Origin of the sequence: Bradyrhizobium sp. HKCCYLRH2015 (assembly GCF_051168215.1) — a bacterium.
GTDB lineage: Bacteria > Pseudomonadota > Alphaproteobacteria > Rhizobiales > Xanthobacteraceae > Bradyrhizobium.
Genome location: NZ_JBNPUO010000012.1, coordinates 39,930 through 62,404, shown reverse-complemented (window position 1 = coordinate 62,404; position 22,475 = coordinate 39,930). Strand labels below are relative to the sequence as shown.

The following is a 22,475-nucleotide window of genomic DNA, read 5'->3' as shown; positions in this document are numbered from 1 at the left end:
GATGGCAAAATTCGCGCCCCTGCTGCGATCCCAAGCGACCGGACCGGCTGTTCCGATCCATGACGTGCTGTTCTGGATCTCGCTGTTCGACGGCCTGGACCGCGGCGGCACCTTCCTGCAGCTTCAGATCCGGCAGATGATCGTGACCGCGATCGAGGACGGCCGTCTGCCGCTCGGCGTCCGCATGCCGTCGAGCCGCGATCTCGCAGCCCTGCTGAAGGTATCGCGCAACACCATCGTCATCGCCTATGAGCAGCTGGTCGACCAGAACTTCCTGGTGTCGCGCGAGCGCAGCGGCTACTTCGTGGCCGGCCTGCCCAAGCACATCGGCGAAGCCCGGCAGCCTGCGACGGAGGTCTACAGCCGGCGCTGGACCGAGCGATTCGCGCTGCAGCCGTCGGCGCTTCGCAATATCGTCAAGCCGCTCGACTGGCAGACCTATCCGTATCCCTTCATCTTCGGGCAGTTCGACCCGAGCCTGTTTCCGACCAACGACTGGCGCGAGAGCGCGCGCGCGGCGCTCAGCGTCCCCGAGATCAACAACTGGGCGCGCGACATGATCGACGGCGACGATCCGGCGCTGATCGAACAATTGCAGCGGCAGGTGCTGCCGCGCCGCGGCATTCGCGCCCGTGCCGACGAGATCATGCTCACGATCGGAGCACAGCACGCCCTCTATTTGATTGCGAAGCTGTTCCTGCAGCCCGACACCCCGATCGGCATCGAAGATCCCGGCTATCCCGACGCACGCAACATCTTCGGCATGATGACGTCGCAGGTTGTGCCGCTTCGGCTGGACGATCAGGGCCTGGTCCCTGACGAGGCGTTCGCGCGCTGCGCGCTGGCCTATGTCACGGCGAGCCACCAATGCCCGACCACGACCGCGATGTCGCGGGCGCGGCGCGAGGAGATTCTCCAGGTCGCTCGCGAGCGCGACATCGTCCTGATCGAGGATGATTATGAAAGCGATCTGATGCCGGAGGGCAGCAGCCTGCCGCCGCTGATGAGCCTGGACCGCGACCAGAGCGTGCTCTACGTGGGCAGCCTGTCGAAGGCCTTGGCCCCCGGCCTGCGGCTCGGCTACGTCGTGGCGCCTGCGCCCGTCATCCGCGAGTTGCGCGCGTTGCGCCGGCTGATGCTGCGCCATCCGCCGCTGAACAACCAGCGCGTCGCGGCCTTGTTCATCGGTCTCGGGCACTACCGCTCCCATCTGCAGCAGGTCGGCCGCGTGCTGCTCGAACGCGCCACCCTGCTCGACGCGCTGTTGCCGCAGGCGCTGCCGGGCTGCACCTGGTCGCGCGGCCCGGGCAGCACCAGCTACTGGATCACCTGCCCTGCGGGAACGGATACGATCAAGCTGTCAGAGGTCGCACGCGCCGAAGGCGTGGTCATCGAGCCCGGCGACGTGTTCTCGATCAACCCGGAGGCGACGCGCAACTGCTTCCGTCTCGGCTTCTCCTCGATCCGCACGGACCGGATCGCGCCGGGAATTGCCAAGCTGGGCCAGATCTTCACGCGGTACATGTCGTCGCAAACGACCTGAGCGGCTACAGCAGGTCGCTCAGCCCCTTGAGCGCACTACCGAGTGCGACCACCGCGAGACTTGCGATCGACACCCGACGATGCAGCGTGTCGCTGCCGCGATGAAAGCCGAGATCGCCGAGCCAGGTGCCGACCAGCATCACGGGAACGCCGAGCGCGGTCAGGACCGCAATGTGCAGGTCCAGGAGATCGAACCAGGCGAGGCTGGCGGTCGCAACGATAGAGGAGACCAGGAAGAACACCATCATCGACGCGCGGGCGGCAACCCGGTCGAATGCGCCCGCGTTGTAATAGACGATCACAGGTGGCCCGGGCATGCCTGCAAGGCCGTTGAACAGACCGGCGGCGAGGCCGACCAGCGCCGTGATCCAGCGCGCTGGCGCCGCCGCCAGCCGAAACCCCGCATTGAGCAGCACGACCGCGCCGACGGTGATCAGCGCGATGACAACGCGTGCCACTGAGGCGGATACCAGGCTCAGGACCAGCACACCGGTCGGTGAGCCGATCAGGCCTCCGAGAGTCAGCCAGCGCAGAGACGACCAGTCGCAGACCCGCGAGGCGCGCGGCAGATCGCCGAGCCCGATCAGAAGCTGCAGACAGACCGCAACCGGCACCGATTGCGTCGGCGGCATGAACAGACCGAGCAGCGGCACGGCCGTCAGCGCAAAACCGAATCCCGTGAAGCCGCGCACGAGCGCCGCGGCAAAGATCGACAGCGCCGCAGCGAGTACCAGGGCCGGGCTCGGCAGCGATGTGGCGGCGATGTCATGGACCGCGACGGCCAGTTCCTGCAGGGCCATCGTCAGCGTGGGGCGTGAGAGCACAAAGGCGGCATCATCCGGCCAGTCAGCAACTCCGCCATGGTGATGAAAGGGCCAGCCGGCGCCCTACCATCGGGCCAGTTCTGGCCGCAGAGGTCGCGCGCTCTGGTTCTAGGGCCTCCAGCCGATCGCGTGGCACATGCGAGCCAAGCTCCAGCCGCGGCGCGATGCGCAAGGACATGACATGGCCGATCTCGAAACCGTCCGCAGCGAACTGCTCGATAATCTGTTCGCCGCCTTCAACCGGCACGATGGCGCAGGCGTGATGGCCTGCATGACCGACGACATCGTGTTCGACGCGGCCGCAGGGCCCGACAGCTGCGGCCGTCGCATCAGCGGCGCAGCCGATGTACGCGCCGCGTTCGAAGCGACCTGGGGCGGCATGCCCGACGTCAGCTGGGAGTGCACGCGCCATACGGTGTTCGGCGATCGGGCCCTGTCCGAATGGATCTTCCGTGGAACTGCACCGGACGGCCGGCGCATCGAGGTGCAGGGCTGCGACCTGTTCGGCTTCCGCGGCGACAGGATCTGCACGAAGAGCGCCTTCCGCAAGGACCGGCCGCCGCAGCCGGCCGCAACCGGGAGTGCCGCGCGATGAACATGCACGCTCTGCCGGCGGCCGCCTATGATCCGCACTACGATCCGCTCGTCTCTGACGGGCCCGGCCGCAACCGCGACTACGCGCCGACCTACTGGATCGCGACGGCCGGCGAGCCGCCGGAGAGCGACGGTCCGGTCACGGCCGACACGACGGCCGACGTCGCCATCATCGGCTCGGGCTATACCGGCCTTGCCTGCGCGATCTTCCTGGCGCGCGAGCACGGCATCAAGGCGGTCGTGCTCGAAGCCAACCGCGTCGCCTGGGGTTGCAGCACGCGCAACGGCGGCCAGGCCCAGAATGCCTCGGGCCGCCTGACACGCTCGCAATGGATCTGGCGCTGGGGCCTCGACGTCGCCAAGCGCATGCACGCCGAGGTCACCGAGGGCTTCGAGACCTTCGAGGAGCTGGTGCGATCAAGCCCGATCGACGTCGAGCCGCAACGCGGCGGTCACCTCTACATCGCCCACCGCCAGCGCAATCTCGACAAGATCGCAGCCGAATCGAAGGTGCTCAACGACGTCTTCGGCTATGCCTCGCGCGTGATGCCGCGTGAGGAGCTGGCGCGCGACTTCGTCGACGAGAACGAAGCCGTCGGCGCGGTGCACGAGCCGCTCGGCACGGGTGTGCACCCGGCCAAGCTTGCCTTCGGCTATCTGCAGATGGCGCGCGCGCTCGGCGTGCGCGTTCATACCGCAAGCCCGGTGACGCGCATCGCGCAGCGCGACGGCAAGTTCATCCTGCAGACCCCCGGCGGCAATGTGACCGTGAACGGCGTCGGCATCGCCACCGGCGCCTATACCTCGCTCGGGCTCACGCCGGAATTGTCCGGCCGCTGCATGCCGATCCTGTCGAACTCGCTGGTGACGCGTCCGCTCACTGTGGCCGAGCTCGCGGCGACCGGCTTCAAGACGAGGCAGGTCATCACCGACACGCGCACCTTGCGCTTCTACTACCGGCTGCTGCCGGACGACCGCGTCCAGATCGGCAGCCGGAGCGCCATCACCGGCGCCGACGCCACCCATGACCGACACTTCCAGCTCCTGGTCGATGGCCTGCATCGCAAATTCCCCGCGCTTACGGGCATCGAGATCGACTATTCATGGTGGGGCTGGGTCGATGTCAGCCATGACATGATGCCGCGCATCGTGCGCCCCGATCCCAAGGCGAAGCTGGTCTATGCGCTCGGCTATGGCGGCAACGGCGTGTCCTATTCGGCCCAGGCCGGCCGTCGCATGGCGCAGATGCTCGCGGGCCAACCGTTCAAGGGACAGGATTTGCCGATCTTCACCTCGCCGCTGCCGACCCATCCGTTCGCGCCGTTCCGGCGTATCGGCCAGCGCCTGCTCTATCGCTGGTATCACCTGCGCGACGAGGCGAATTGAACCCCCTCTCGCTGCCGCCTATGGATCCGATGAGCATGCCCCTACGGCGGCAGGGTTCATGCTGTCGGCTCTCTGATCTCCACGCGGATCGAAGTCGGATCGAAACCGTTGCAGGGATTGTTCACCTGCGGACAGTTCGAGATCACGAACAAGACGTCCATCTCGGCGGTCACGTCGACGAAGTTGCCCGGCGACGACGGCCCATCGAGAACGGTGAAATTGCCTGAGGGCTCGATCGGCACGTTCATGAAGAAGTTGAGGTTGGAGACGATGTCGCGCTTGGTCAGGCCGTGTCGCGACAGCTCCAGGATGAAGTTCTCCCGGCAGGCATGCTGGTAGCGCGTCGCCTCGCCGAAGCGCACGGCATTGCTCTCGCAGGAGCAGCAGCCCGCCGACGTATCATGGCGGCCGCAGGTGTCGGCGGTGATCTTTGCCATCACCCGGCCGCGGTTGGAGATCAACCGCGTGCCCAGCTCGAGATAGGCCGAGCCCTGCACGCGCAACGTATCCTGCGCGCTGTAACGCTCGGCGGTGTCGTCGGCGACGTACATCAGCGCATCCACCGCCTGCTCGCCTTCGCTGTCGATGATGCGCAGCGTCTGGCCCTTCTTCAGCACCCGTGACCAGGGCTGCTCGGCGGGAATGTCGAAGGCGTGGACGATGCGGTCCGGATCGGTCGGCGACATGAGCGCTCCTCAGGCGAACAGCTGATCGGTGAAGGCGTAGGCGCGCGACGTTTCCGCTGACGCCGTGCGGCAGACGTCATCGGCCGCGGGCGGCGGCAGCCGATGCTGGATCAGGGTGATCGGCGCGCTCGCCACCGGCCGTGCCGGATCGAGCGGATGGGCGCAGTTGGAGACCGCGACGATCAGGTTCATCTCGGCGCGCAGATCGACGAAATCACCGGGTCGCTTGCGCGCGGCGTGCCAGACGAACCGCCCGGTCACGTCCGTCGTCACGGGCGCAAAGAAGGTCACGCAGGGCGGGATGTCGCGCACGCCCAGTCCGATCTTGGCAGCGGCGGAGATGAAGTTCGCCTGCGTGTTGCGCGTCACCTCGCCATAGGCCGCGAGCGTCGAGTCCGCGGTCGAGCCGCCGACCAGAAGATCGTGCGCACCTGAGGTATCCTCGATCACCGACAGCAGCACACGTCCCATGTCCGACAGGATCATCCGGCCCTTCGACAGCGCTGCGCTCCATTGCACCTTCACCGTGTCGGCACAGTTGATCCGTTCGCTCGGATCCTCGGCGCGCCATGCCAGCAACGATGCGCTCGAGCGCCCGTGATCATCGATGATGCGCAACGCCTCGCCGCGCGACAGCCGCACCGTCGTGTGCCAGCCGGACGGCACCCGCTCGCTCCGGACGATCGCGCCCTCCGCGATCGGCGCGGCATCCAGCGCCGTCGGCGGCGGCAGCTGCTTCAGCTCCTGCCCGGCCGCACGCAACTCCTCATAGCGGCGGCGGTTGGCGGCGGCACGCTCCGCCTTGCTCTCTGCGCTCATGCTGATGTCACCGTGAAATGCGCCTCGACCGGCTGCCCCGCCTTGCCGTTGATCGGCAGGATGTCCTGCGGACAGGCCGAGAACGCAATCACGAGGTCCATCTCGGCGCGCAGGCGCGCATGGCCGCCGGGCACGGGGCGCGGCGGCGCGGCAAAGCCGAGCGTGCCCTCCGCGTCCCACGGAATGTTCATGAAGAGGTTGAGCGGGCTCGGCACCTCCGGCGGCGTCAGGCCAAGCTCGGCCATGCCGGCGAACAGATTGTCGGTGCAATTGTCGTGATGGCCCTCGTGCCCGAGAAACGCGTAGCGATAGCGGTCGCAGGCGGCGATCAGGGTGTCGTGAATGCCGCCCGAGGTGTCCTCGATCAAGGTCAGGATCGGCCGGCGCATATTGGTGCGGAGCACGTCGCCCGGCCGCGGCACCAGATGCAGCGAATGCGCGCGCGTGTGCTCATTCGACATGAACTCGGAGAGGTCGGCGCGATTGAACGCCCAGGTGTCGACCACCTGCTCGCCATGGGTGTTGATCACGGTGATGACCTGCCCCGCCCCGACAAAGGCCGCCTTGCCGCGCCGCGCGGGAATTTCGATCAGCTCCATTGCACTCTCCATCACGGCTTGTAGGCGACCAGGTCGATCTCGACGATGCCGCCGCGCGCGAGGTCGCAGACCCCGATCGTGGTGCGGCCCGGCCGGTGCGCATCGTCGAAATGACTCGAGAAGATCGCGTTCATCGGCGCGTAGTCGCGCTTGAAATCGGTCAGGTAGATGCGGGCGAACACGACGTTCGCGAAGTTCATGCCGCAGCCCTTCAGCACCCGCGCGAGATTGTCCATCACCTTGCGGGTCTGCGCCTCGATACCGTCGGGAAGCGGCAGCGAATCGTCATCGGGATCGGTCGCCAGCTGGCCGGTGACGAACAGGAACGGGCCTGCCTGCACCGCATGGCTGTAGGGCGTGACCGGCTTCGGCGCGTCGGGAAGCAGATGATAGATCGGATCCATGGCGTGTCCTCGCTGTTCTCTTGGCTATCCGGCGGCGTAGCGCTGAATGAACTGGCGCGCGCGCTCGGTGTCCGGGTTGACGAAGAAGCGCTCCGGCGGCCCGGTCTCGACGACGCGGCCGCGATCGAGAAACAGGATGCGGGTGGCGGCGTCGCGGGCAAAACCCATCTCGTGGGTCACGATCACCATCGTGCGCCCTTCGCGCGCGAGCTCGCGCATCACCACCAGCACCTCGCCGACCAGCTCCGGATCGAGCGCACTGGTCGGCTCGTCGAACAAGAGAACATCCGGCTTCATCGCCAGCGCCCGCGCAATTCCGACGCGCTGCTTCTGGCCGCCGGACAGCCGCGCCGGGAACACATCGCATTTGTCGGAGAGCCCGACCTTGGCGAGCAGCACCATCGCCTCCTCGCGCACCTCGGCCACGGGGCGCTTCTGCACCTGCACCGGCGCCTCCATGAGATTCTGAAGGACGGTCAAATGCGGCCACAGCGCGAAATGCTGAAACACCATGCCGATCCGCGTGCGAACTCGCGACAGCTCGCGATCGGACATCACGACACCGCCATTGTTGATGCCGATGCGGTCGCCATTGAGATAGATCTGTCCGGCGTCGGGCCGCTCCAGCCAGTTGATGCAACGAAGCAGGGTCGACTTGCCGGAACCGGACGGGCCGAGCACGCAGACCGTCTCGCCACGCGTCACCGTGAAGCTGATGTCGGAGAGCACCTCCAATTCGCCAAAGCGCTTGGAGATGCCGGCGACGTCGAGCACGGCCATGTCGTCGGTCATCCCAGGTTCCTTTCAGCGCCGCGCCGCCGCCAGCCGGTCGATGCCGCTGACGGCGGCTTCGATCACCAGGCAGAGGCCCCAATAGAGGACCACGGCGGTGATGAAGGCGGCGAACGGCACGTAGTGGCGCGACTGGATCGAACTTGCAGCATGCGTCAGCTCGGGCAGCGCAATGATGGTGAGAAAGGCGCTGTCCTTGACGATCTGGATCATCTGGTTGCCGATGACGGGCCCTGCCGCGAGCAGCAGCGGCGGCAGGATGATGCGGCGGAACAATCGCGCCCCGGAGAAGCCGAAGGCGACACCGGCCTCGAGCGGCTCGCGCGGCTGTGCCGCCCAGGCGCCACGCAGGATCTCAGCCAGGTAAGCGGCGTGATAGACGGTCAGCGCCACCAGTCCCGAGCTCCAGTTGTCGAGCCGGATGCCGAACGAGGGCAAGCCATAGTAGACGATATAAGCGAACAGCAGGAACGGCACGCAGCGCATGCCGTCGACGAACACCCGCACCGTGAGCGCCAGCCAGCGCCGCTTCGACATCAGAGCCGGCGTCAGCACGAACGCGATCACGAGTCCAGCGATGGCCGACAGCACCGACAGGATCGTGGTATTGCCGAGTCCGCTCAGCAGCAGATCCCGCTCGCTCCAGACGACGGCGAAATCCCGGATCATGCCGCCTCGCTCGCGTGCTGGCGCTTCTCGATGTACCGCTGCAGCGTGACCAGCGCAAACACGATCGGCGCATACATCGCGATGGCCACCAGGAACGGCGGCAGCGGCTCATAGGTCTCGGCACCGATGCGCACCGCCGCGCGGGTGATGTCGACGACGCCGACGACCGCAAGCACCGGCGTCACCTTGATCAGCAGCGACATCTCGTTGACCAGGCCAGGGAGACTGACCCGCACGATCTGCGGCAGCACGATGCGGCGGAAGCGCAGGCTCGCATGCATGCCCACGGACTGCGCCGCCTCGTACTGCTCCTTGGGAAAATTCATCAGGGCGGCGCGCCAGACCTCGCAGTTGAACGCCGAGGTATTCATCACCAGCGCCAGGATCGCCGCCGACACCGGCCCGATTGCGATCCCGATATTGGGCAGCGCGAAGAACAACAGCAGCAGCAGGGTGACGAGCGGCGTCGCGCGCAGGACCGAGACGTAGACGGCCACGATCCGTGCGATCCCCGGCACGTCGGCCCAGCGCAACAGCGCGAGACCCAATCCGATGGGAAGCCCGATCAGGATGCCGACGAAGGACAGCGTCACCGTGACCACGGCGCCCTGCAGGATGGCCAGGACGTCGGCCGTGCTCATGACCATCCATCCGCAGCGCCGCGCGGGGGCCGGCGCCCTGCACCGGCCGACCGCGCCCGCTGGAGGACCACGCGACCGTCAAGCGGACGGGCGCGCAGCGATCGCCACCCGCACATGAATTGCCCTCGCCGCGCCGTCAGAATTCCGGCTCGAACGTGACCGGCAGATCAGGGAAGGCTTCGCCGAACCACTTCTTCTGCAACTCGGCGAAGCGCCCGTTTTCCTTCTCCTTGGCGATGAAGCCGTTCAGGAATTCCACCAGCTCGGTATTGCCTTTCGCGACCGCCCAGGCCGGATACGACTTGCCGGAGACGGGCTGGCCGACCGCGAACACGTTCGGCTTCTCGGCGACCAGCGCCTTGATGTTGATGATCGTGTTGACGACGTAGTCGACGCGGCCGAGCGCGAGATCCTGATAGGCTTCCGGATAGGAGGTGTATTCGACCACCTTGCCGAGCTTGCCGCCCTCCTTCTCCAGCATCGCCTGGAGCTCGGGCAGCCGCCCCAGCAGCGCGCTGCCGGCCTGAACGCCGACCGTCTTGCCGCTGAGATCCTTGATCGCGTTGATGCTCTTGTCGTCCTTGCGCTTGACGTAATAATGCGTCGCGTCGGCAATCGGACTGGTGAAGTCGAGCGACTTCTTGCGCTCCTTGGTGATGATCGCCGCGGTGATGGCGACGTCGTATTTGCCGGTGGAGACGCCGGCCAGGATGCCGGTCCAGGGCAGGATCTGCTGCTTGATCTCGAACGGCGCATATTTGCGCAGATCCTCGATCAATTCGTTGTCGAAGCCGGTCGGCTTGCCGTCCTTGACGAACTCGAAGGGCCGGAAGTCGTCCTCGGTGGCAACGATGAGGCCCCGCTTCTTGATCTCGTCCATGCTGCCGGCCTTGGCGGTGAACGCGGCCGGCAGCGTCAGCGCGGCCGCCAGCAGGGCCAGCGCGACGCGCCGCGACGGCGCCGACAGGCGGAGAAACGAAGGCTTGGTCATCTCACATCTCCTCATATGAAACTGATCAGTCGAAGCTGAAGCCGTGCGCGCGCAGATAGGGTGGGAAGGCCGCGCCCTCCGCCTTGGCGGCCTGACGCGCCTTGTCCTCCGACCAGCCGTAGAACTCGGCCTCGCCGAACTCGGCATTGCCGCGCTGCTGCTCCTTCGGAATCGCGTGCCGCGCATGACGCCGCCGGTCGTAGTCGTCGAGCGCTGCGGGCAGCGCATTGTCGCCGTAGCGGTCGACATGCGTGGTGATGCTGCGCGGCAGCCGCAGGCTGACATGGCCCTCCCCAGCGGGATAGCCGAGGCACAGCCCGGCGACGGGGAACACCATGTCGGGCAGTTCCAGCACCTTGGCGACCGTGTCGATCTCGTTGCGGATGACGCTGATCGGACAGGTCCCGAGACCGGCCGACTCAGCGCACAGGATCATGGTCTGCAGCGCCAGCGCGGCGTCGACCGAGGCGTTGAAAAAGCCCTCCAGGGTCCCGTTCTTGACGGGCTTGGCACGCAGTTCGCCGATCCGCTGCAGCCGCCGCGCATCGCCCAGAAACACGAAGAACGCCGGCGACACTCCGATCCAGGGCATGCTCGGAAACAGTCTGCCGATCGCCGCCCGCTTCTCCGCGTCACGCACGCGCATGATCGAGGCCTGCTGGAAATCCGACTTGGCCGAGGCGCTCAGCGCGCAGGCGACGAGCAGATCGAGCAGCCCCTCTTCCGGCATCCGGTCGCTATAGCGGCGCACCGTCTTGCGGGACAGCACGCCGTGCAGAAATGCGCTGGACTCGGCGTCGCCGCCGTCGGGCCCGCCATCTCCGAAGCGTGTCGCAATGACATCAGCATGCTCCGGCATCAGGGTGCTCCTGTCGCGTTATGCGCAACGCACCACGGCGCACGAACGCTCTTGGCCCGAGCAATGATCGGCGGGTTGCGCCGCGGCAGACATCGCATCGCTTACTCCACGCCGCGACATCGATGTCGCCGCCCCGGATTCATTTCGCCGCGGCTTCCGCGCAGCTGTCGTCGGTCTTGTCAGCAAGGGACATGCCAGAAGCCGCCCTGCCACGCGCAGCGCAACGTCTGCGCATCGGCGTCCACGATGGCGTCAGCAGAAATTGGGCTGGCAGATGCGCCGTTTGCGGACAAAACGCCGCAGCGCGAAAATGCGGAGCATGCTTCGTAGTTGGCGCAACGAACGCCATGGCCGGATACCGCGCTCCGATGACGCGCTGCTTTTCGGGCAGCAACATGCCCATTATCTAATCGGAGCTCATCGCAAGCCGGAGCCGTCAGTCCGGCGAGCGTGTCGCGTCGAGTCTTTGCCCCTGCGCCGCAACAATCGCTTGCATCATGGCAATGAACCGCTTCTGATCGGCCTTCGTCAGATCCGCGACCGTCGCCAGATGCGCCGCCCGTGCCGGCCGCTCGATCTTGCGCAGCAATGCCGCGCCAGACGGGGTCAAACGACAGGTCCGCGACCGTCGGTCGTGCTGTCCGACGCTGCGATCGACGAAACCCCGCGCCTGCAGCCGCTTCAGCGCGCCTGTCGTGGTGGTCCGGTCGAGGGCGATGTCCTGGGCCAGCGCCGTCTGATCGGCCGCTCCCCGTTTCGCCAGCGCCGTCAACAGGCTGTACTGCAACGGCGTGATCTCATAGGCGGCGCATTTCTCCTGGAACAGCGCGACGTGGATCTGGTGCAGCCGCCGGATCAGGTAGCCCGGACGCTCCTCGAGCGGCCAAGACGATCTATCGGCTTTAGGCTTGTTCCTTCCGGCCATCGAACGGCTCCCGCATAAGCGCTGATCACGTTGCATCAATTTGAAGCTGTCTATGGCACGGATCTTGATGTAATGCGAAGCATGCTTCGTAACTAAGTCGGCGCATCATTTGCGTTGGCTCGTCGAAGAAGGCTTTGACCGGGACGACCACGCGCCCCGGAAAGGAGACCTTGCATGTCCGTGAGCGCCTCGTTCGACCTCCTGCTGCGCGGTGGCCGCGTCATTGACCCCGCTTCCGGCATCGATGGCTTGAGAGACGTCGCCATCCGCAACGGCCGCATCGCGGCCGTCCAATCCGACATTCTGCCGACCAGCGCCAAGGACGTCATCGATGTCAGCGGCCAGCTCGTGCTTCCGGGACTGATCGACACCCACGCCCATGTCTATCAGTACGTCACCGGCCGCTTCGGCATGAACGCGGACATGGTCGGCGTGCAGTCGGGCGTCACCAGCCTGATCGACCAGGGCGGCCCGTCCTGCATGACCCTGCCCGGCTTCCGTCACTTCGTCGCAGATCAGGCGCAATCGCGCGTCTATGCCTTCCTGTCGGCCTATCTGGTCGGCGGCCTCGAGGGCCACTACTATCCCGATCTCTACCGGCCGGATTGCGTCGACATCGATGCGACGGTGAAATCGGCGGTCGCCAACCGTGACCTCGTTCGCGGCATCAAGGCGCATGCCGAGATCGGCGGCTTCGCGCGCTGGGGCATCCGTGTCATCGAGATGGCGGCCGAGATCGGCCGCCGCGCCGAGCTTCCCGTTTACGTCCATTTCGGCCAACTGTGGGGACTGCCCGCAAGCGGCACCAATGGCGAGGATGTCGACACCATCCTGGAGCGCGTGATCCCGCTGCTGCGTCCGGGCGACGTGCTGGCGCATCCGTTCACGCGGCATCCCGGCGGCTTCGTCAACACCAAGGGCGAGGTGCATCCGGTGATCCAGGCCGCGCTCGATCGCGGGCTCAAGGTCGACGTCGGCCATGGCAGCCATTTCTCCTACCGCCTGGCACGCAAGGCGATCGACGCCGGCATCGTGCCGCATACGCTCGGCGCCGACATCCACGGCTACAACACCCATGTGCCGGCGCCCGCGGGCACCCCGGACGAGCATGCCGACGACGAGAACCATCCATTCGCGGGCCAAGCCAAGTTCAGCCTCGTGCAGGCGATGAGCTCGATGGTCGCGCTTGGCCTGACCTTGGAGCAGGTCGTGCCGATGGTGACGTCGAACCCCGCCGCCATGCTCGGCCTGTCCGATCAGATCGGCGCGCTGCGTCCAGGCATGGAGGCTGATGTGAGCGTGCTCCGCGAGCAGCAGGGCCGTTTCGTGCTGCGCGACAACGAGAAGACCGAGGTGATCGCCGAGAAGCTGCTGCAGCCGGTGTGCTGCCTGCGCGCCGGCGTCCGGCACGACGCCACGGCGCCGATCCTGCCCGCAGCGGTCGCGGCCTGACGTGACGGACGCGGCCTCGACCGCCTCGGATGCCCGCGCGCCGCGCGGTGTCGGCGCGCGCTTGCCGCGCAAGGAGGACGACCGTTTTCTGCGCGGCCGCGGTCAGTACGTCGCCGACATCAGGCTGCCGGGACTGAAGGACGTCGCCTTCGTGCGCAGCCCGATCGCGCACGCCAGGATCAAGGCGATCCACGTTCCCGCTGAACACCGCGACGTCGTGTTCACGGCCGATGACCTCACTGGCATCAACCCGATCCGCGCGGTCTCCGGCCTGCCCGGCTTCAAGATCTCCGAGCAGCCGGTGCTGGCGACCGGCAAGGTGCGCCATGTCGGCGAGCTTGTGGCGATGTGCGTCGCCCGCAGCCGCGCCGAAGCGGAGGACATCGCCGCGGCGGTCGAGCTCGACCTGGAACCGCTGCCGGCGGTGCACGACATGCGCCTGGCGCGCGAGGCTGGCAGCGCGCTGGTGCACGAGCACTGGGGCGACAACGTCTTCCTGGAAACCAACTTCGAGGTCGACATATCAGCCGCGCTTGACGCGCCGATCAAGGTGACGCGCGAGATCACGACCGCACGCCAGTGCATGGCGCCGCTGGAGGGCCGCGGTGTCGTCGCGACGTTCGATCACCGGCTCGATCAGCTTACGCTGCACACCGGCTCGCAGATGCCGCACATCGTGCGCAACGGTCTGTCCGACTGCCTCGGCATCGAACAGGGCCGCATCCGCATCATCGCGCCTGACATCGGCGGCGGCTTTGGCCACAAGGGCATCCTGCTGCCCGAGGAGGTCTGCCTCAGCTGGCTCGCGATGCACAGGGGCTGGACGGTGCGCTGGCTCGAGGACCGGCGCGAACATCTGAGCGCCAGCGCGAATTGCCGCGAGCACGCCTATCGCATCACCGTCTACGCCGATCGCGACGGCCGGCTGCGCGGCATCGACTGCGTGGCCATGGTCGATTCCGGCGCCTATTCGTCCTATCCGTTTTCGGCCTGCCTCGAAGCGGCGCAGATCGCGAGCATCCTGCCAGGGCCGTATCGGATGCCGGCCTATCGCTGCCGGACCTACTCGGTCGCGACCAACAAATGCCCGATCCTGCCGTATCGCGGCGTCGCCCGCACCGGCGTCTGCTTCGCCCTCGAGCTGCTGCTCGACGCCGTCGCGACCGAGGCCGGGCTCGAACCCGGCGAGGTCCGGCTGCGCAATCTGGTGCAGCCGCAGGACATGCCGTTCGACAACATCACCAACAAGCATTTCGACAGCGGCGACTATCCCGGCGCGCTGCAGCGGGCGCTGACGGCGATCGATGTCCCCGCCGTGCGCGCACGACAGCAGCGCGGCGAGCCGGACGGCCGGCTGATCGGCACCGGCGTGTCGATCTATTGCGAGCAGGCCGCGCATGGCACCTCGGTCTATGCCGGGTGGGGCATCCCGATGGTGCCCGGCCATGAGCAGGCCACCGCGCGGCTGACGCCCGACGGCGGACTCGAGCTGCGTGTCGGCGTCCACTCCCACGGCCAGGGACTGGAGACGACGCTCGCCCAGGTCGCGCACGAGATCCTCGGCGTCGATCCCCACAAGATCCGCGTCGTGCTCGGCGACACCGCGATGACGCCCTACTCCACCGGCACCTGGGGCTCACGGTCGATGGTGATGGCCGGCGGCGCCGTGGGCACGGCCTGCGCGCAACTCGTCGCGCGCGCCACGCGCATCGGCGCCAAGCTGCTGCAGCTCGCGCCCGAGGCGGTCACGTGGCGCGAGGGCCAGGCCTGCGGGCCGAACGGCAGCGTCAGCCTCGCCGAGATCGCTCACACCTGGTACCGCCGGCCGCAGGACCTGCCCAACGACGTCGATCCGGCGGGCCTTGAGGCGACCGGCGGCTACAAGCCGGTGCGTGACAGCGGCACCTTCTCCTACGCGGCGCATGCCGTGACGGTCGCCGTCGATCCGGATCTCGGCGAGGTCGAGCTGCTCGACTACGTCGTCGTCGAGGACGGCGGCGTCCTCGTCAATCCGATGATCGTCGACGGCCAGATTCTCGGCGGCCTCGCCCAGGGCATCGGCACCGCGCTGTACGAGGAGATGCCGTTCGACGATGCCGCGCAGCCGCTGGCGTCAACCTTGGCCGATTACCTGCTGCCGGGTCCGACCGAAGTCCCGGAGCCGCGCCTGTTCCACATGGAGACGCCGTCGCCCTACACGATGTTCGGCGTCAAGGGCATCGGCGAAGGCGGCGCGATCGCGCCGCCGGCGGCAATCGCCAACGCCATCAACGACGCGCTGCGGCCGCTTGGTGCTGAAATGATGCAGTCGCCGCTGTCGCCGCGCCGGATCGTCGCGGCGGTGCTGGCAGCGAAACAGGCGAGCTCGCCGTGAAGGCCGCCTCCTTCAACTACGCGCGTCCCCAGAGCGTCAGCGACGCGGTCGGCCTGCTCGCGAAGGCCGAGGACGGCACACGGATCATGGCCGGCGGACAGTCGCTCGGTCCGATGCTCAATCTGCGTCTCGTGCAGCCGCCGCTCATCATCGACATCGCCGGCCTTGCCGAGCTTCGTTCGGTCGAGCGCGATGGCGATGCGCTCGTGATCGGCGCCTGCGTCACCCATGCCGACATCGAGGACGGCCGCCTCCCCGACGTGACCCATGGCATCTTGCCGCGGATCGCCCGTGGCATCGCTTATCGCGCCGTGCGCAATCGCGGCACCATCGGCGGCTCGCTAGGTCATGCCGACCCGGCCGCCGACTGGGTGACGACGCTCACGGCCCTCGGCGCCAGCGTGCAACTGACAGGCGCGGCGGGACGGCGTGACCTCGCCGTGACGGAGTTCATCCAGGGCGTGCTGCAGACGGCGCTGCGTCCCGGCGAGCTGGTCACCGCGATCCGCCTGCCCTCGCTGTCACCCACGGCACGCTTCGGCTACGCCAAGGCCTGTCGCAAGCCTGGAGAATTCGCCCATGCAATGGCCGCCGTGCTGATCGAGCCCGACACCGCCCGCAGCCGCATCGTCATCGGCGCCATCGACACGACACCGATCATCATCGACGATTCATCCCTGTTCGGCGGCGCGACCAACCATCTCACCCCGCAGTTCGATCGCGCCCTCGCCGACCGCCGGCTCATCCAGGCCGGCGTGGCCGATCCGGCCGCCCGGCACATCCATGTCAGCGTGCTCGCGCGGGCGATCGCGGAGGCGGCCGCGTGAACAAGATCCAGCTCACCGTCAACGGCAGCGCGATCGAGCCAACGGTCGAACCTCGCACCCATCTCGCCGACGTCCTCCGTGATCAGCTTGACCTGACCGGGACGCATCTCGGCTGCGAGCACGGTGTCTGTGGCGCCTGCACGCTGTTGCTCGACGGCGCTCCGGCCCGTTCCTGCATCACGCTCGCCGTGGCCTGCGCTGGCGCTGCCGTGACGACGATCGAAGGCCTGGACGAGGATGAGATCGCCGCCGAGCTGCGCGTGGCTTTCACGCGCGAGCATGCCCTGCAATGCGGCTACTGCACGCCCGGCATGATCATGTCGGCGCGCGACCTCGTGCTGCGCCTCGATCACGCGGACGAACACGCCATCCGTGTCGGCCTGAGCGGCAATCTGTGCCGCTGCACCGGCTATGTCGGGATCGTTCGCGCTGTCAGCGCTGTGATCGCGGCACGACGGCAGCGGGGCATCGCGGCCGTGATCGGCGCAGGTCGGACATCGCTCGGCCCGGTGGGATCGCAGCCAGGCGCCATCGCGGTCGCGCCAGCGCGGCCAGCGGCGGTGGGCATCATGCTCTCCGGCGACCTGGCCCTCGGTTCGCTCGATCCTTCCGAGGTCATGCCCGCCAAGAGCTTCGATGCGTCGTTCACGGTGAACGCCGCGCCAGAGCAGGTCTTTGCGCTGTTCGGTCAGCCCAGGACCCTCGCCGCATGCTTTCCCGGCGCCACCATCACGGACATCCCGACCCCGGATCGCATCGAAGGTGCGATCAGTGTCGCCATCGGACCGCTGTCGGCTATCTTCCGCGGCTCTGCGCGCATCGACCGCAACGCGGCGGATTTGTCGGGCCGGCTCGTCGGCACCGGACGCGACCGGCTGAGCCGCACCTCGACCTCCGGACAGATCAGCTGGCGCATGCTTCCGATCGACGACGGACGAGCCACCCGCGTCGCGCTCGCGATCGGCTACAGCCTCTCCGGCCCGCTGGCGCAGATCGCGCGTGATGGGTTGGTGCGCGATCTGGCGTCGCGCATCACCACGACCTTCGCGCAAAACTGCGAGCGGCATCTCAACGGCACCGCGGACCCGACGGAGACACCAGAGCCGCAGCGCCTCAACGCGCTTGCCCTGCTGCTCGACGTCGCACGCAAACGCCTCACCGGCTTGGCCCAGCGCCTGCGCGGGCCATGAGACCGCCGCGCACCGGCGAACCGGCTCTCGCTCACGGCCGGCTGTGACATCGGCGCTGAAAACCCGCGCGCGCCTCGTCCCGGCACCTGTCTCCACGTTTCAAACAACGGGCATGCCCCGGCTTTCTCGCGGCGAGATTCGCCCGAGCTTTGCCATCCATCGACCTCTTCGTCCGACGAAGAGGCGCAGGGAAGACCGGGTATCGGCTGATACCCGCGGTCCGCGTGCAACAAGAAGCACGCGGCAGAACCACAGGTTCAGCCCAATATCCGGCCTTCCCTGCGCGACGGTTTTGCGGCTTATAGGCGCTCTCCCCGGGGACCGGCTGTCTTGCCCCCGTCACCAGCGGATCATCATCCCCGCCGGCTTGGTCTCAGCGTCGGGAGACCAGGACCACGCCACTTCGCCGTCGCCTCGCTCCGTTCGTCGGCACAGGCTGTGACACCCGGCTGCAGAGCAACGCGCCCGTCGCCTCTCCGGCTCGACGCTTCATGACGATCGCGAAACGTCCCTCTTCAGCGAGCCGGGATGCGCGAGAATGTGGAGGTGATTTGCCCGACGTGACAAGGGAGACGTGCGCGACAAACTGGCACGACGGGCAGTTGGCGCATGCGGGGTATGCGAGGATTGCCGATCCTCCTGTTGAATGCCGCAGAGGGGATTTTCGGAAGCCAGCGAGATGCAGAAATTTATTGCTGTCACCGTAACAGGACCTGGGCGTCGCCGTACTGCCTGGTTGACAGGCGCCAACTAGTTGGGCTCGATGCACCCAAGGTTTGCTAAAGCTTGACGAAGCCTAGCTTCGAACTGCCGAAACGACGGGGAGGCACGAAGCGCGCCCAGGTCCTGGCGCTGTGCGATAGCTACTAACAGTTGCTCAGCTTGAACGCCACGTCGCCGCCCTCTCACTGCTCTCACAGCTGCATTGAGAGTTGCCTTGGGGTCCGGCAAGGCTTCGGCACCGCCGGCGTCGGCGGGGAGACCTATGGAATTGGGGGTACCTGCGTATCCTAGAGCGTCCATCACAGCTGATGGGTCACACAAGGCCCAAGCCTCGGTCTCCTTCCGGGGCGCCAATGGAATGCATCTCTCCGGCGGCCAATTGCATATGGTATTCATGACCTCACAAATTCTAGTGGAGCGATCATCGATGTTTGCCTCTAAGTTACGCCCTCCAGTATCCGCATGTATGAACACCAAATGAAACGCTTGTTTCTCCCGACAGACCTGCTCAGCAACGGAGTTGTTGTCGGCTCGCCTGAGAAGTATCGCAGCCGATTGCGGTATATTCGTTTGCCTTAGCCCATGCAGGCGGGTCAGCTCTTCCATTGCACGAGGTATTAACGTTTCGAAATACGCCTTATCGGTAGGCCCCTCATACATAGCCGCCCAACACACGTAGGTCATGCGGCATCATTCGGATGCTGCAACAGCCGCTCCACTTCAAACCTCGTCAGTGTAGTCTCGGGGTCCAATAAGTCTTGGCTATCAGTCACTCCGGAGCGCATTCTAGTTCGCACGACTCGCGATTTTGTCTTAGGATCAACGACTGCAACGGTATCGGCAGCGACGATCTCCTCATTGTTCAGCGAGCTCATTACTCGAGGAGAGTGCGTATTGAGTAGTACCTGGAAGGTTGGATCATCCGGATCAGCGGGCAATTCGGAGGCTAAGCGCAGGTATTCGACAAGCATCGGCACCCGCCCCTCGTGAACACCGTTCTCTGGCTCTTCGAAGCAAAGGGTGCCCTTCCGATCCGGATCATGTAAAACTGTTAGTAGCGCGAGCAGCCTAAGCGTCCCATCCGATATGACTCGAGAACTGAAGACTTGCTGGTCTGCGAACTGAAGCGTGAACGAATACTGCTTTTGTCCCGCATCGTCGTGAACAATTAGACGACTTACAGAAGGAATTAGAGACGCCAGGTCTGCTGCAATGTCCGACAGAACTCCTTTCGGCCTGACCTTGTCCGCAGTAGCCTCCTTCAGCCGCGCCAGAACAGCTGCGAGATTGGACGCGTCGGGCTTGAGCACATGGTCTTCGTATCGGTCACTTGCGCTCCTGGCTAGCTTCGGATTGATCTCAAGGAATTTGATAGCTGAGAGACTTTCGCGTAGCGCGTAGAGATGCGGAAATTCGGAGGTGGTGATAGTGGACAGCGCCGTCCGAGAGGCTTCCTTCAACGAGAGCTGTACCGGCCTGCCATGTTTCTGGCGACCGTCTTGTCGCACCAGGATGGCGCCGCCCTCGACCTCGATGTAGGGGCTGACCCTAGAGTTATACTTGATGCTTTTGCCGGCAAGAAAAGACGCGCGGTCATTCTTCTTAGCCAATGCGGTGCAACGCTCTTCTCTAACGTAGACTCCCTTTGGGTTGCCATCTGACCCTACGGACAAGGCTAACTTCAATTCATAACGCAGTCTCTGGCCGACGATTTCGTAGGACGTCCCGAATGCATCGATGCCCTTTCTGGGCAGCAGCACCTCCACAGCAAAAGACATGCATTCCGACTGACCGGCAGGGGTCTTGCGAAATAGCTCCTCGGGCTCACCTCTCAAGTCCTGCATCGCGGTACGAATATCGTGCTTCACAAGCGACGAAAGAAACCGAAGAGCGTCAAATAGGTTGGATTTTCCACTAGCATTAGGGCCAACAACGGCAGTTAGCGGCCGAAGGTTGAGCCCAAAGCCCTCAAAACTCTTGAAGCCATCAATCTCTATACGCGTCAGCATCTAAAGAGTCTTCCCTACCGTTCGCTTTGCTCTTGATGACGCGACCAATCGTCCAAGCGACACACTTAGCAAAATAGGGTGACGCTGCGAGGAAGCAACGGTGTCAACCAACTTGGTAGTTTATTGACGGCCTCATTCCCACTCAATCGTCCCCGGCGGCTTGCTCGTCACGTCGTACACCACCCTGTTCACGCCCTTCACCTCGTTGATGATTCGCGTCGCCGTGTTCCCTAAGAACTTCATGTCGAACGGATAGAAGTCCGCGGTCATGCCGTCGGTGGAGGTGACGGCGCGCAGGCCCACGACGTAGTCGTAGGTGCGGCCGTCGCCCATGACGCCGACGGTCTTGACGGGGAGCAGTACGGCGAAGGCTTGCCAGATGGTGTCGTAGAGGCCGGCCTTGCGGATCTCGTCGATGTAGATGGCGTCGGCCTTGCGCAGGATGTCGAGCTTGTCGGTCGTGATCTCGCCGGGGCAGCGGATCGCGAGGCCGGGGCCCGGGAACGGGTGGCGGCCGACGAACACGTCGGGCAGGCCGAGCTCGCGGCCGAGCACGCGGACCTCGTCCTTGAACAGCTCGCGCAGCGGCTCGACCAGCTTCATGTTCATGCGCGCCGGCAGGCCGCCGACATTGTGGTGCGACTTGATCGTCACCGAGGGGCCGCCGGTGAAGGAGACGCTCTCGATCACGTCGGGATAGAGCGTGCCTTGCGCCAGGAAATCGGCGCCGCCGATCTTCTTGGCCTCGGCCTCGAACACGTCGATGAAGAGTCGTCCGATGGTCTTGCGCTTCTGCTCCGGGTCGGTGACGCCGGCGAGCTCGCCGAGGAAGAGTTGTGAGGCGTCCACATGCACCAGCGGGATGTTGTAGTGGTGCCGGAACAGGTCGACGACGGTCTCGGCCTCGTTCAGGCGCAGCAGGCCGTGATCAACGAACACGCAGGTGAGCTGGTCGCCGATCGCCTCATGGATCAGCACCGCGGCCACCGCAGAGTCGACGCCGCCGGAGAGGCCGCAGATCACCTTGCCCTTGCCGACCTGCGCGCGGATCTTCTTGATCTCCTCCTCGCGGAAGGCGTGCATGGTCCAGTCGCCGCCGAGGCCGGCGATGTTGCGGACGAAGTTGCGGATCAGTTTTGCGCCGTCGGGCGTGTGCACCACTTCGGGGTGGAACATCAGGCCGTAGTACTTGCGGGTCTCGTCCTGGATCACGGCGAAGGGCGCGTTCGGCGAGACGCCGGCGACCGAGAAACCGGGCGGCATCTGCGTGATGCGGTCGCCATGGCTCATCCACACCTGGTGCTGCTCGCCCGGCTGCCAGACGCCGTCGAACAGCAGGCTCGAGGTCTTCACCTCGACGTCGGCGCGGCCGAATTCGCGGTGGTGGCCGCCCTCGACGGTGCCGCCGAGCTGGGCGGCCATCGTCATCTGGCCGTAGCAGATGCCCATCACGGGGACGCCGCTATCGAAGATCAGCTGCGGGGCGCGCGGCGAGCCTTCTTCGTGGACGGATTCGGGGCCGCCGGAGAGGATCACGGCCTTCGGGTTCATCTGCCGGAAGGCGGCCTCCGCCTTCTGGAACGGCACGATCTCGCAATACACGCCGTCCTCGCGCACCCGGCGCGCGATCAGCTGCGTGACCTGGCTGCCGAAATCGACGATCAGGATCTTGTCATGGAGCGCGGCCACCGAGGTGTCGGCGGCGGCGGCGGTCGGGGTGTTGGCTGGGGCTGTCATGGCAAGGAATTACGCCGCTGCGGGGGGACTCGCAACCCTTGCAAGCGGGCGATTCACCGGCGCGTGCCGCGCCCACCGCTGTCGTCCCGGCCAAGCGGGCTGGGGCAATGCGCAGCATTGCGCCGGGCCGCGCCGAGCCGGGATCCATAACCACAGGATGCGGGGCTCGGGCAGGCTGGCCGCTCCATCTCGCACCTCATAACGGCCGCGGCGTATGGGTCCCGGGTCGGCGCACCACGCGCTGCGCGCGCGGGGCTTGCCCGGGACGACACTTGTTTTGTGGCCCCGGCCTTCGTCCCGGCCAATCGGGCCGGGCAATGCGCAAGCATTGCGCCGGACCGCGCCGAGCCGGGACCCATAACCACAGGATGCGGGGCTCGGGCACGCTGGCCGCTCCATCTCGCGCCTCATAACGGCCGCGGAGTATGGGTC

Annotated in this window: 21 protein-coding genes; 7 read left to right on the top strand and 14 right to left on the bottom strand. The window is 66.1% G+C overall.

The window, feature by feature from the left end; genetic code table 11:
* The first annotated feature begins 1 nt into the window (after position 1).
* A complete protein-coding gene (locus ACQR1H_RS28550) occupies positions 2-1,543 on the top strand; it encodes a PLP-dependent aminotransferase family protein (protein WP_316218588.1) in 1,542 nt (513 codons plus the stop codon).
* Between the two features lie 4 nt (positions 1,544-1,547).
* On the opposite strand, the gene ACQR1H_RS28545 is transcribed toward ACQR1H_RS28550, so the two are convergent.
* Positions 1,548-2,366 (bottom strand): sulfite exporter TauE/SafE family protein, encoded by an 819-nt coding sequence (locus ACQR1H_RS28545; protein ID WP_434839043.1) that lies wholly within the window; start codon positions 2,364-2,366, stop codon positions 1,548-1,550.
* A gap of 181 nt (positions 2,367-2,547) precedes the next feature.
* Here ACQR1H_RS28545 and ACQR1H_RS28540 point away from each other — a divergent pair, with 181 nt between their 5' ends.
* A complete protein-coding gene (locus ACQR1H_RS28540; RefSeq protein WP_434908547.1) occupies positions 2,548-2,961 on the top strand; it encodes a nuclear transport factor 2 family protein in 414 nt (137 codons plus the stop codon).
* Positions 2,958-4,346, top strand: a complete 1,389-nt coding sequence (locus tag ACQR1H_RS28535; RefSeq protein ID WP_434908546.1) for an NAD(P)/FAD-dependent oxidoreductase — start codon at positions 2,958-2,960, stop codon at positions 4,344-4,346. The genes ACQR1H_RS28540 and ACQR1H_RS28535 overlap by 4 nt, the downstream gene beginning before the upstream one ends.
* Positions 4,347-4,402: 56 nt before the next feature.
* Here ACQR1H_RS28535 and ACQR1H_RS28530 read toward each other — a convergent pair whose 3' ends face one another.
* From ACQR1H_RS28530 to ACQR1H_RS28485, 10 genes are all read right to left on the bottom strand, one after another.
* A complete protein-coding gene (locus ACQR1H_RS28530) occupies positions 4,403-5,032 on the bottom strand; it encodes an urea amidolyase associated protein UAAP2 (RefSeq protein ID WP_434908545.1) in 630 nt (209 codons plus the stop codon).
* Positions 5,033-5,041: 9 nt separating this feature from the next.
* Complete coding sequence (locus tag ACQR1H_RS28525) at positions 5,042-5,851, bottom strand: urea amidolyase associated protein UAAP1 (protein ID WP_434908544.1); 810 nt, start codon at positions 5,849-5,851, stop codon at positions 5,042-5,044.
* The gene (locus tag ACQR1H_RS28520) at positions 5,848-6,450 is read right to left on the bottom strand and encodes a DUF1989 domain-containing protein (protein WP_434908543.1); all 603 of its coding nucleotides are present in this window, start codon (positions 6,448-6,450) and stop codon (positions 5,848-5,850) included. The genes ACQR1H_RS28525 and ACQR1H_RS28520 overlap by 4 nt, the downstream gene beginning before the upstream one ends.
* A gap of 11 nt (positions 6,451-6,461) precedes the next feature.
* Positions 6,462-6,854, bottom strand: a complete 393-nt coding sequence (locus tag ACQR1H_RS28515; RefSeq protein ID WP_434892478.1) for a RidA family protein — start codon at positions 6,852-6,854, stop codon at positions 6,462-6,464.
* A gap of 24 nt (positions 6,855-6,878) precedes the next feature.
* The gene (locus tag ACQR1H_RS28510; RefSeq protein ID WP_434908542.1) at positions 6,879-7,646 is read right to left on the bottom strand and encodes an amino acid ABC transporter ATP-binding protein; all 768 of its coding nucleotides are present in this window, start codon (positions 7,644-7,646) and stop codon (positions 6,879-6,881) included.
* 12 nt (positions 7,647-7,658) lie between these two features.
* The gene (locus ACQR1H_RS28505) at positions 7,659-8,315 is read right to left on the bottom strand and encodes an amino acid ABC transporter permease (protein WP_434847873.1); all 657 of its coding nucleotides are present in this window, start codon (positions 8,313-8,315) and stop codon (positions 7,659-7,661) included.
* On the bottom strand, positions 8,312-8,956 hold the full coding sequence (locus ACQR1H_RS28500) for an amino acid ABC transporter permease (RefSeq protein WP_434908541.1): 645 nt from the start codon (positions 8,954-8,956) through the stop codon (positions 8,312-8,314). Before ACQR1H_RS28500 ends, ACQR1H_RS28505 begins: the two co-directional genes overlap by 4 nt.
* Positions 8,957-9,092: 136 nt before the next feature.
* Positions 9,093-9,947, bottom strand: coding sequence for a transporter substrate-binding domain-containing protein (locus ACQR1H_RS28495; RefSeq protein WP_315805024.1), 855 nt, complete (start codon positions 9,945-9,947; stop codon positions 9,093-9,095).
* Between the two features lie 25 nt (positions 9,948-9,972).
* Complete coding sequence (locus tag ACQR1H_RS28490; RefSeq protein ID WP_434889940.1) at positions 9,973-10,806, bottom strand: nitroreductase family protein; 834 nt, start codon at positions 10,804-10,806, stop codon at positions 9,973-9,975.
* 436 nt (positions 10,807-11,242) lie between these two features.
* Positions 11,243-11,731, bottom strand: coding sequence for a MarR family winged helix-turn-helix transcriptional regulator (locus ACQR1H_RS28485; protein WP_316239091.1), 489 nt, complete (start codon positions 11,729-11,731; stop codon positions 11,243-11,245).
* Positions 11,732-11,905: 174 nt separating this feature from the next.
* Between ACQR1H_RS28485 and ACQR1H_RS28480 the strand changes: the two genes are divergently transcribed.
* From ACQR1H_RS28480 to ACQR1H_RS28465, 4 genes are read left to right on the top strand one after another with little or no spacing between them, the layout of a single operon-like run.
* Complete coding sequence (locus ACQR1H_RS28480) at positions 11,906-13,183, top strand: amidohydrolase/deacetylase family metallohydrolase (protein ID WP_316182678.1); 1,278 nt, start codon at positions 11,906-11,908, stop codon at positions 13,181-13,183.
* Position 13,184: 1 nt separating this feature from the next.
* On the top strand, positions 13,185-15,557 hold the full coding sequence (locus ACQR1H_RS28475; RefSeq protein ID WP_434908540.1) for a xanthine dehydrogenase family protein molybdopterin-binding subunit: 2,373 nt from the start codon (positions 13,185-13,187) through the stop codon (positions 15,555-15,557).
* Complete coding sequence (locus ACQR1H_RS28470; protein WP_434908539.1) at positions 15,554-16,384, top strand: FAD binding domain-containing protein; 831 nt, start codon at positions 15,554-15,556, stop codon at positions 16,382-16,384. The genes ACQR1H_RS28475 and ACQR1H_RS28470 overlap by 4 nt, the downstream gene beginning before the upstream one ends.
* A complete protein-coding gene (locus tag ACQR1H_RS28465) occupies positions 16,381-17,574 on the top strand; it encodes a 2Fe-2S iron-sulfur cluster-binding protein (protein ID WP_434908538.1) in 1,194 nt (397 codons plus the stop codon). Before ACQR1H_RS28470 ends, ACQR1H_RS28465 begins: the two co-directional genes overlap by 4 nt.
* 750 nt (positions 17,575-18,324) lie before the next feature.
* Here ACQR1H_RS28465 and ACQR1H_RS28460 read toward each other — a convergent pair.
* The 3 genes from ACQR1H_RS28460 to guaA all read right to left on the bottom strand — a co-directional run bounded on the left by ACQR1H_RS28460 (position 18,325) and on the right by guaA (position 22,043).
* On the bottom strand, positions 18,325-18,957 hold the full coding sequence (locus ACQR1H_RS28460) for a DUF4276 family protein (RefSeq protein ID WP_434908597.1): 633 nt from the start codon (positions 18,955-18,957) through the stop codon (positions 18,325-18,327).
* 20 nt (positions 18,958-18,977) lie between these two features.
* The gene (locus ACQR1H_RS28455) at positions 18,978-20,306 is read right to left on the bottom strand and encodes an AAA family ATPase (protein ID WP_434908537.1); all 1,329 of its coding nucleotides are present in this window, start codon (positions 20,304-20,306) and stop codon (positions 18,978-18,980) included.
* A 132-nt stretch (positions 20,307-20,438) separates the two neighbouring features.
* A complete protein-coding gene (gene guaA, locus ACQR1H_RS28450) occupies positions 20,439-22,043 on the bottom strand; it encodes a glutamine-hydrolyzing GMP synthase (protein WP_434908536.1) in 1,605 nt (534 codons plus the stop codon).
* Positions 22,044-22,475 lie beyond the last annotated feature (432 nt).

Excerpts from the sequence above, each read along its gene's own strand:
- ACQR1H_RS28495 (WP_315805024.1), bottom strand. The coding sequence starts at position 9,947 with ATGACCAAGCCTTCGTTTCTCCGCCTGTCGGCGCCGTCGCGGCGCGTC.
- ACQR1H_RS28500 (WP_434908541.1), bottom strand. The coding sequence starts at position 8,956 with ATGAGCACGGCCGACGTCCTGGCCATCCTGCAGGGCGCCGTGGTCACG.
- ACQR1H_RS28540 (WP_434908547.1), top strand. The coding sequence starts at position 2,548 with ATGGCCGATCTCGAAACCGTCCGCAGCGAACTGCTCGATAATCTGTTC.
- ACQR1H_RS28455 (WP_434908537.1), bottom strand. The coding sequence starts at position 20,306 with ATGCTGACGCGTATAGAGATTGATGGCTTCAAGAGTTTTGAGGGCTTT.
- ACQR1H_RS28525 (WP_434908544.1), bottom strand. The coding sequence starts at position 5,851 with ATGAGCGCAGAGAGCAAGGCGGAGCGTGCCGCCGCCAACCGCCGCCGC.
- ACQR1H_RS28530 (WP_434908545.1), bottom strand. The coding sequence starts at position 5,032 with ATGTCGCCGACCGATCCGGACCGCATCGTCCACGCCTTCGACATTCCC.
- ACQR1H_RS28485 (WP_316239091.1), bottom strand. The coding sequence starts at position 11,731 with ATGGCCGGAAGGAACAAGCCTAAAGCCGATAGATCGTCTTGGCCGCTC.
- ACQR1H_RS28510 (WP_434908542.1), bottom strand. The coding sequence starts at position 7,646 with ATGACCGACGACATGGCCGTGCTCGACGTCGCCGGCATCTCCAAGCGC.
- ACQR1H_RS28505 (WP_434847873.1), bottom strand. The coding sequence starts at position 8,315 with ATGATCCGGGATTTCGCCGTCGTCTGGAGCGAGCGGGATCTGCTGCTG.
- ACQR1H_RS28550 (WP_316218588.1), top strand. The coding sequence starts at position 2 with ATGGCAAAATTCGCGCCCCTGCTGCGATCCCAAGCGACCGGACCGGCT.
- ACQR1H_RS28490 (WP_434889940.1), bottom strand. The coding sequence starts at position 10,806 with ATGCCGGAGCATGCTGATGTCATTGCGACACGCTTCGGAGATGGCGGG.
- ACQR1H_RS28535 (WP_434908546.1), top strand. The coding sequence starts at position 2,958 with ATGAACATGCACGCTCTGCCGGCGGCCGCCTATGATCCGCACTACGAT.
- ACQR1H_RS28520 (WP_434908543.1), bottom strand. The coding sequence starts at position 6,450 with ATGGAGCTGATCGAAATTCCCGCGCGGCGCGGCAAGGCGGCCTTTGTC.
- ACQR1H_RS28515 (WP_434892478.1), bottom strand. The coding sequence starts at position 6,854 with ATGGATCCGATCTATCATCTGCTTCCCGACGCGCCGAAGCCGGTCACG.
- ACQR1H_RS28480 (WP_316182678.1), top strand. The coding sequence starts at position 11,906 with ATGTCCGTGAGCGCCTCGTTCGACCTCCTGCTGCGCGGTGGCCGCGTC.
- guaA (WP_434908536.1), bottom strand. The coding sequence starts at position 22,043 with ATGACAGCCCCAGCCAACACCCCGACCGCCGCCGCCGCCGACACCTCG.
- ACQR1H_RS28460 (WP_434908597.1), bottom strand. The coding sequence starts at position 18,957 with ATGTATGAGGGGCCTACCGATAAGGCGTATTTCGAAACGTTAATACCT.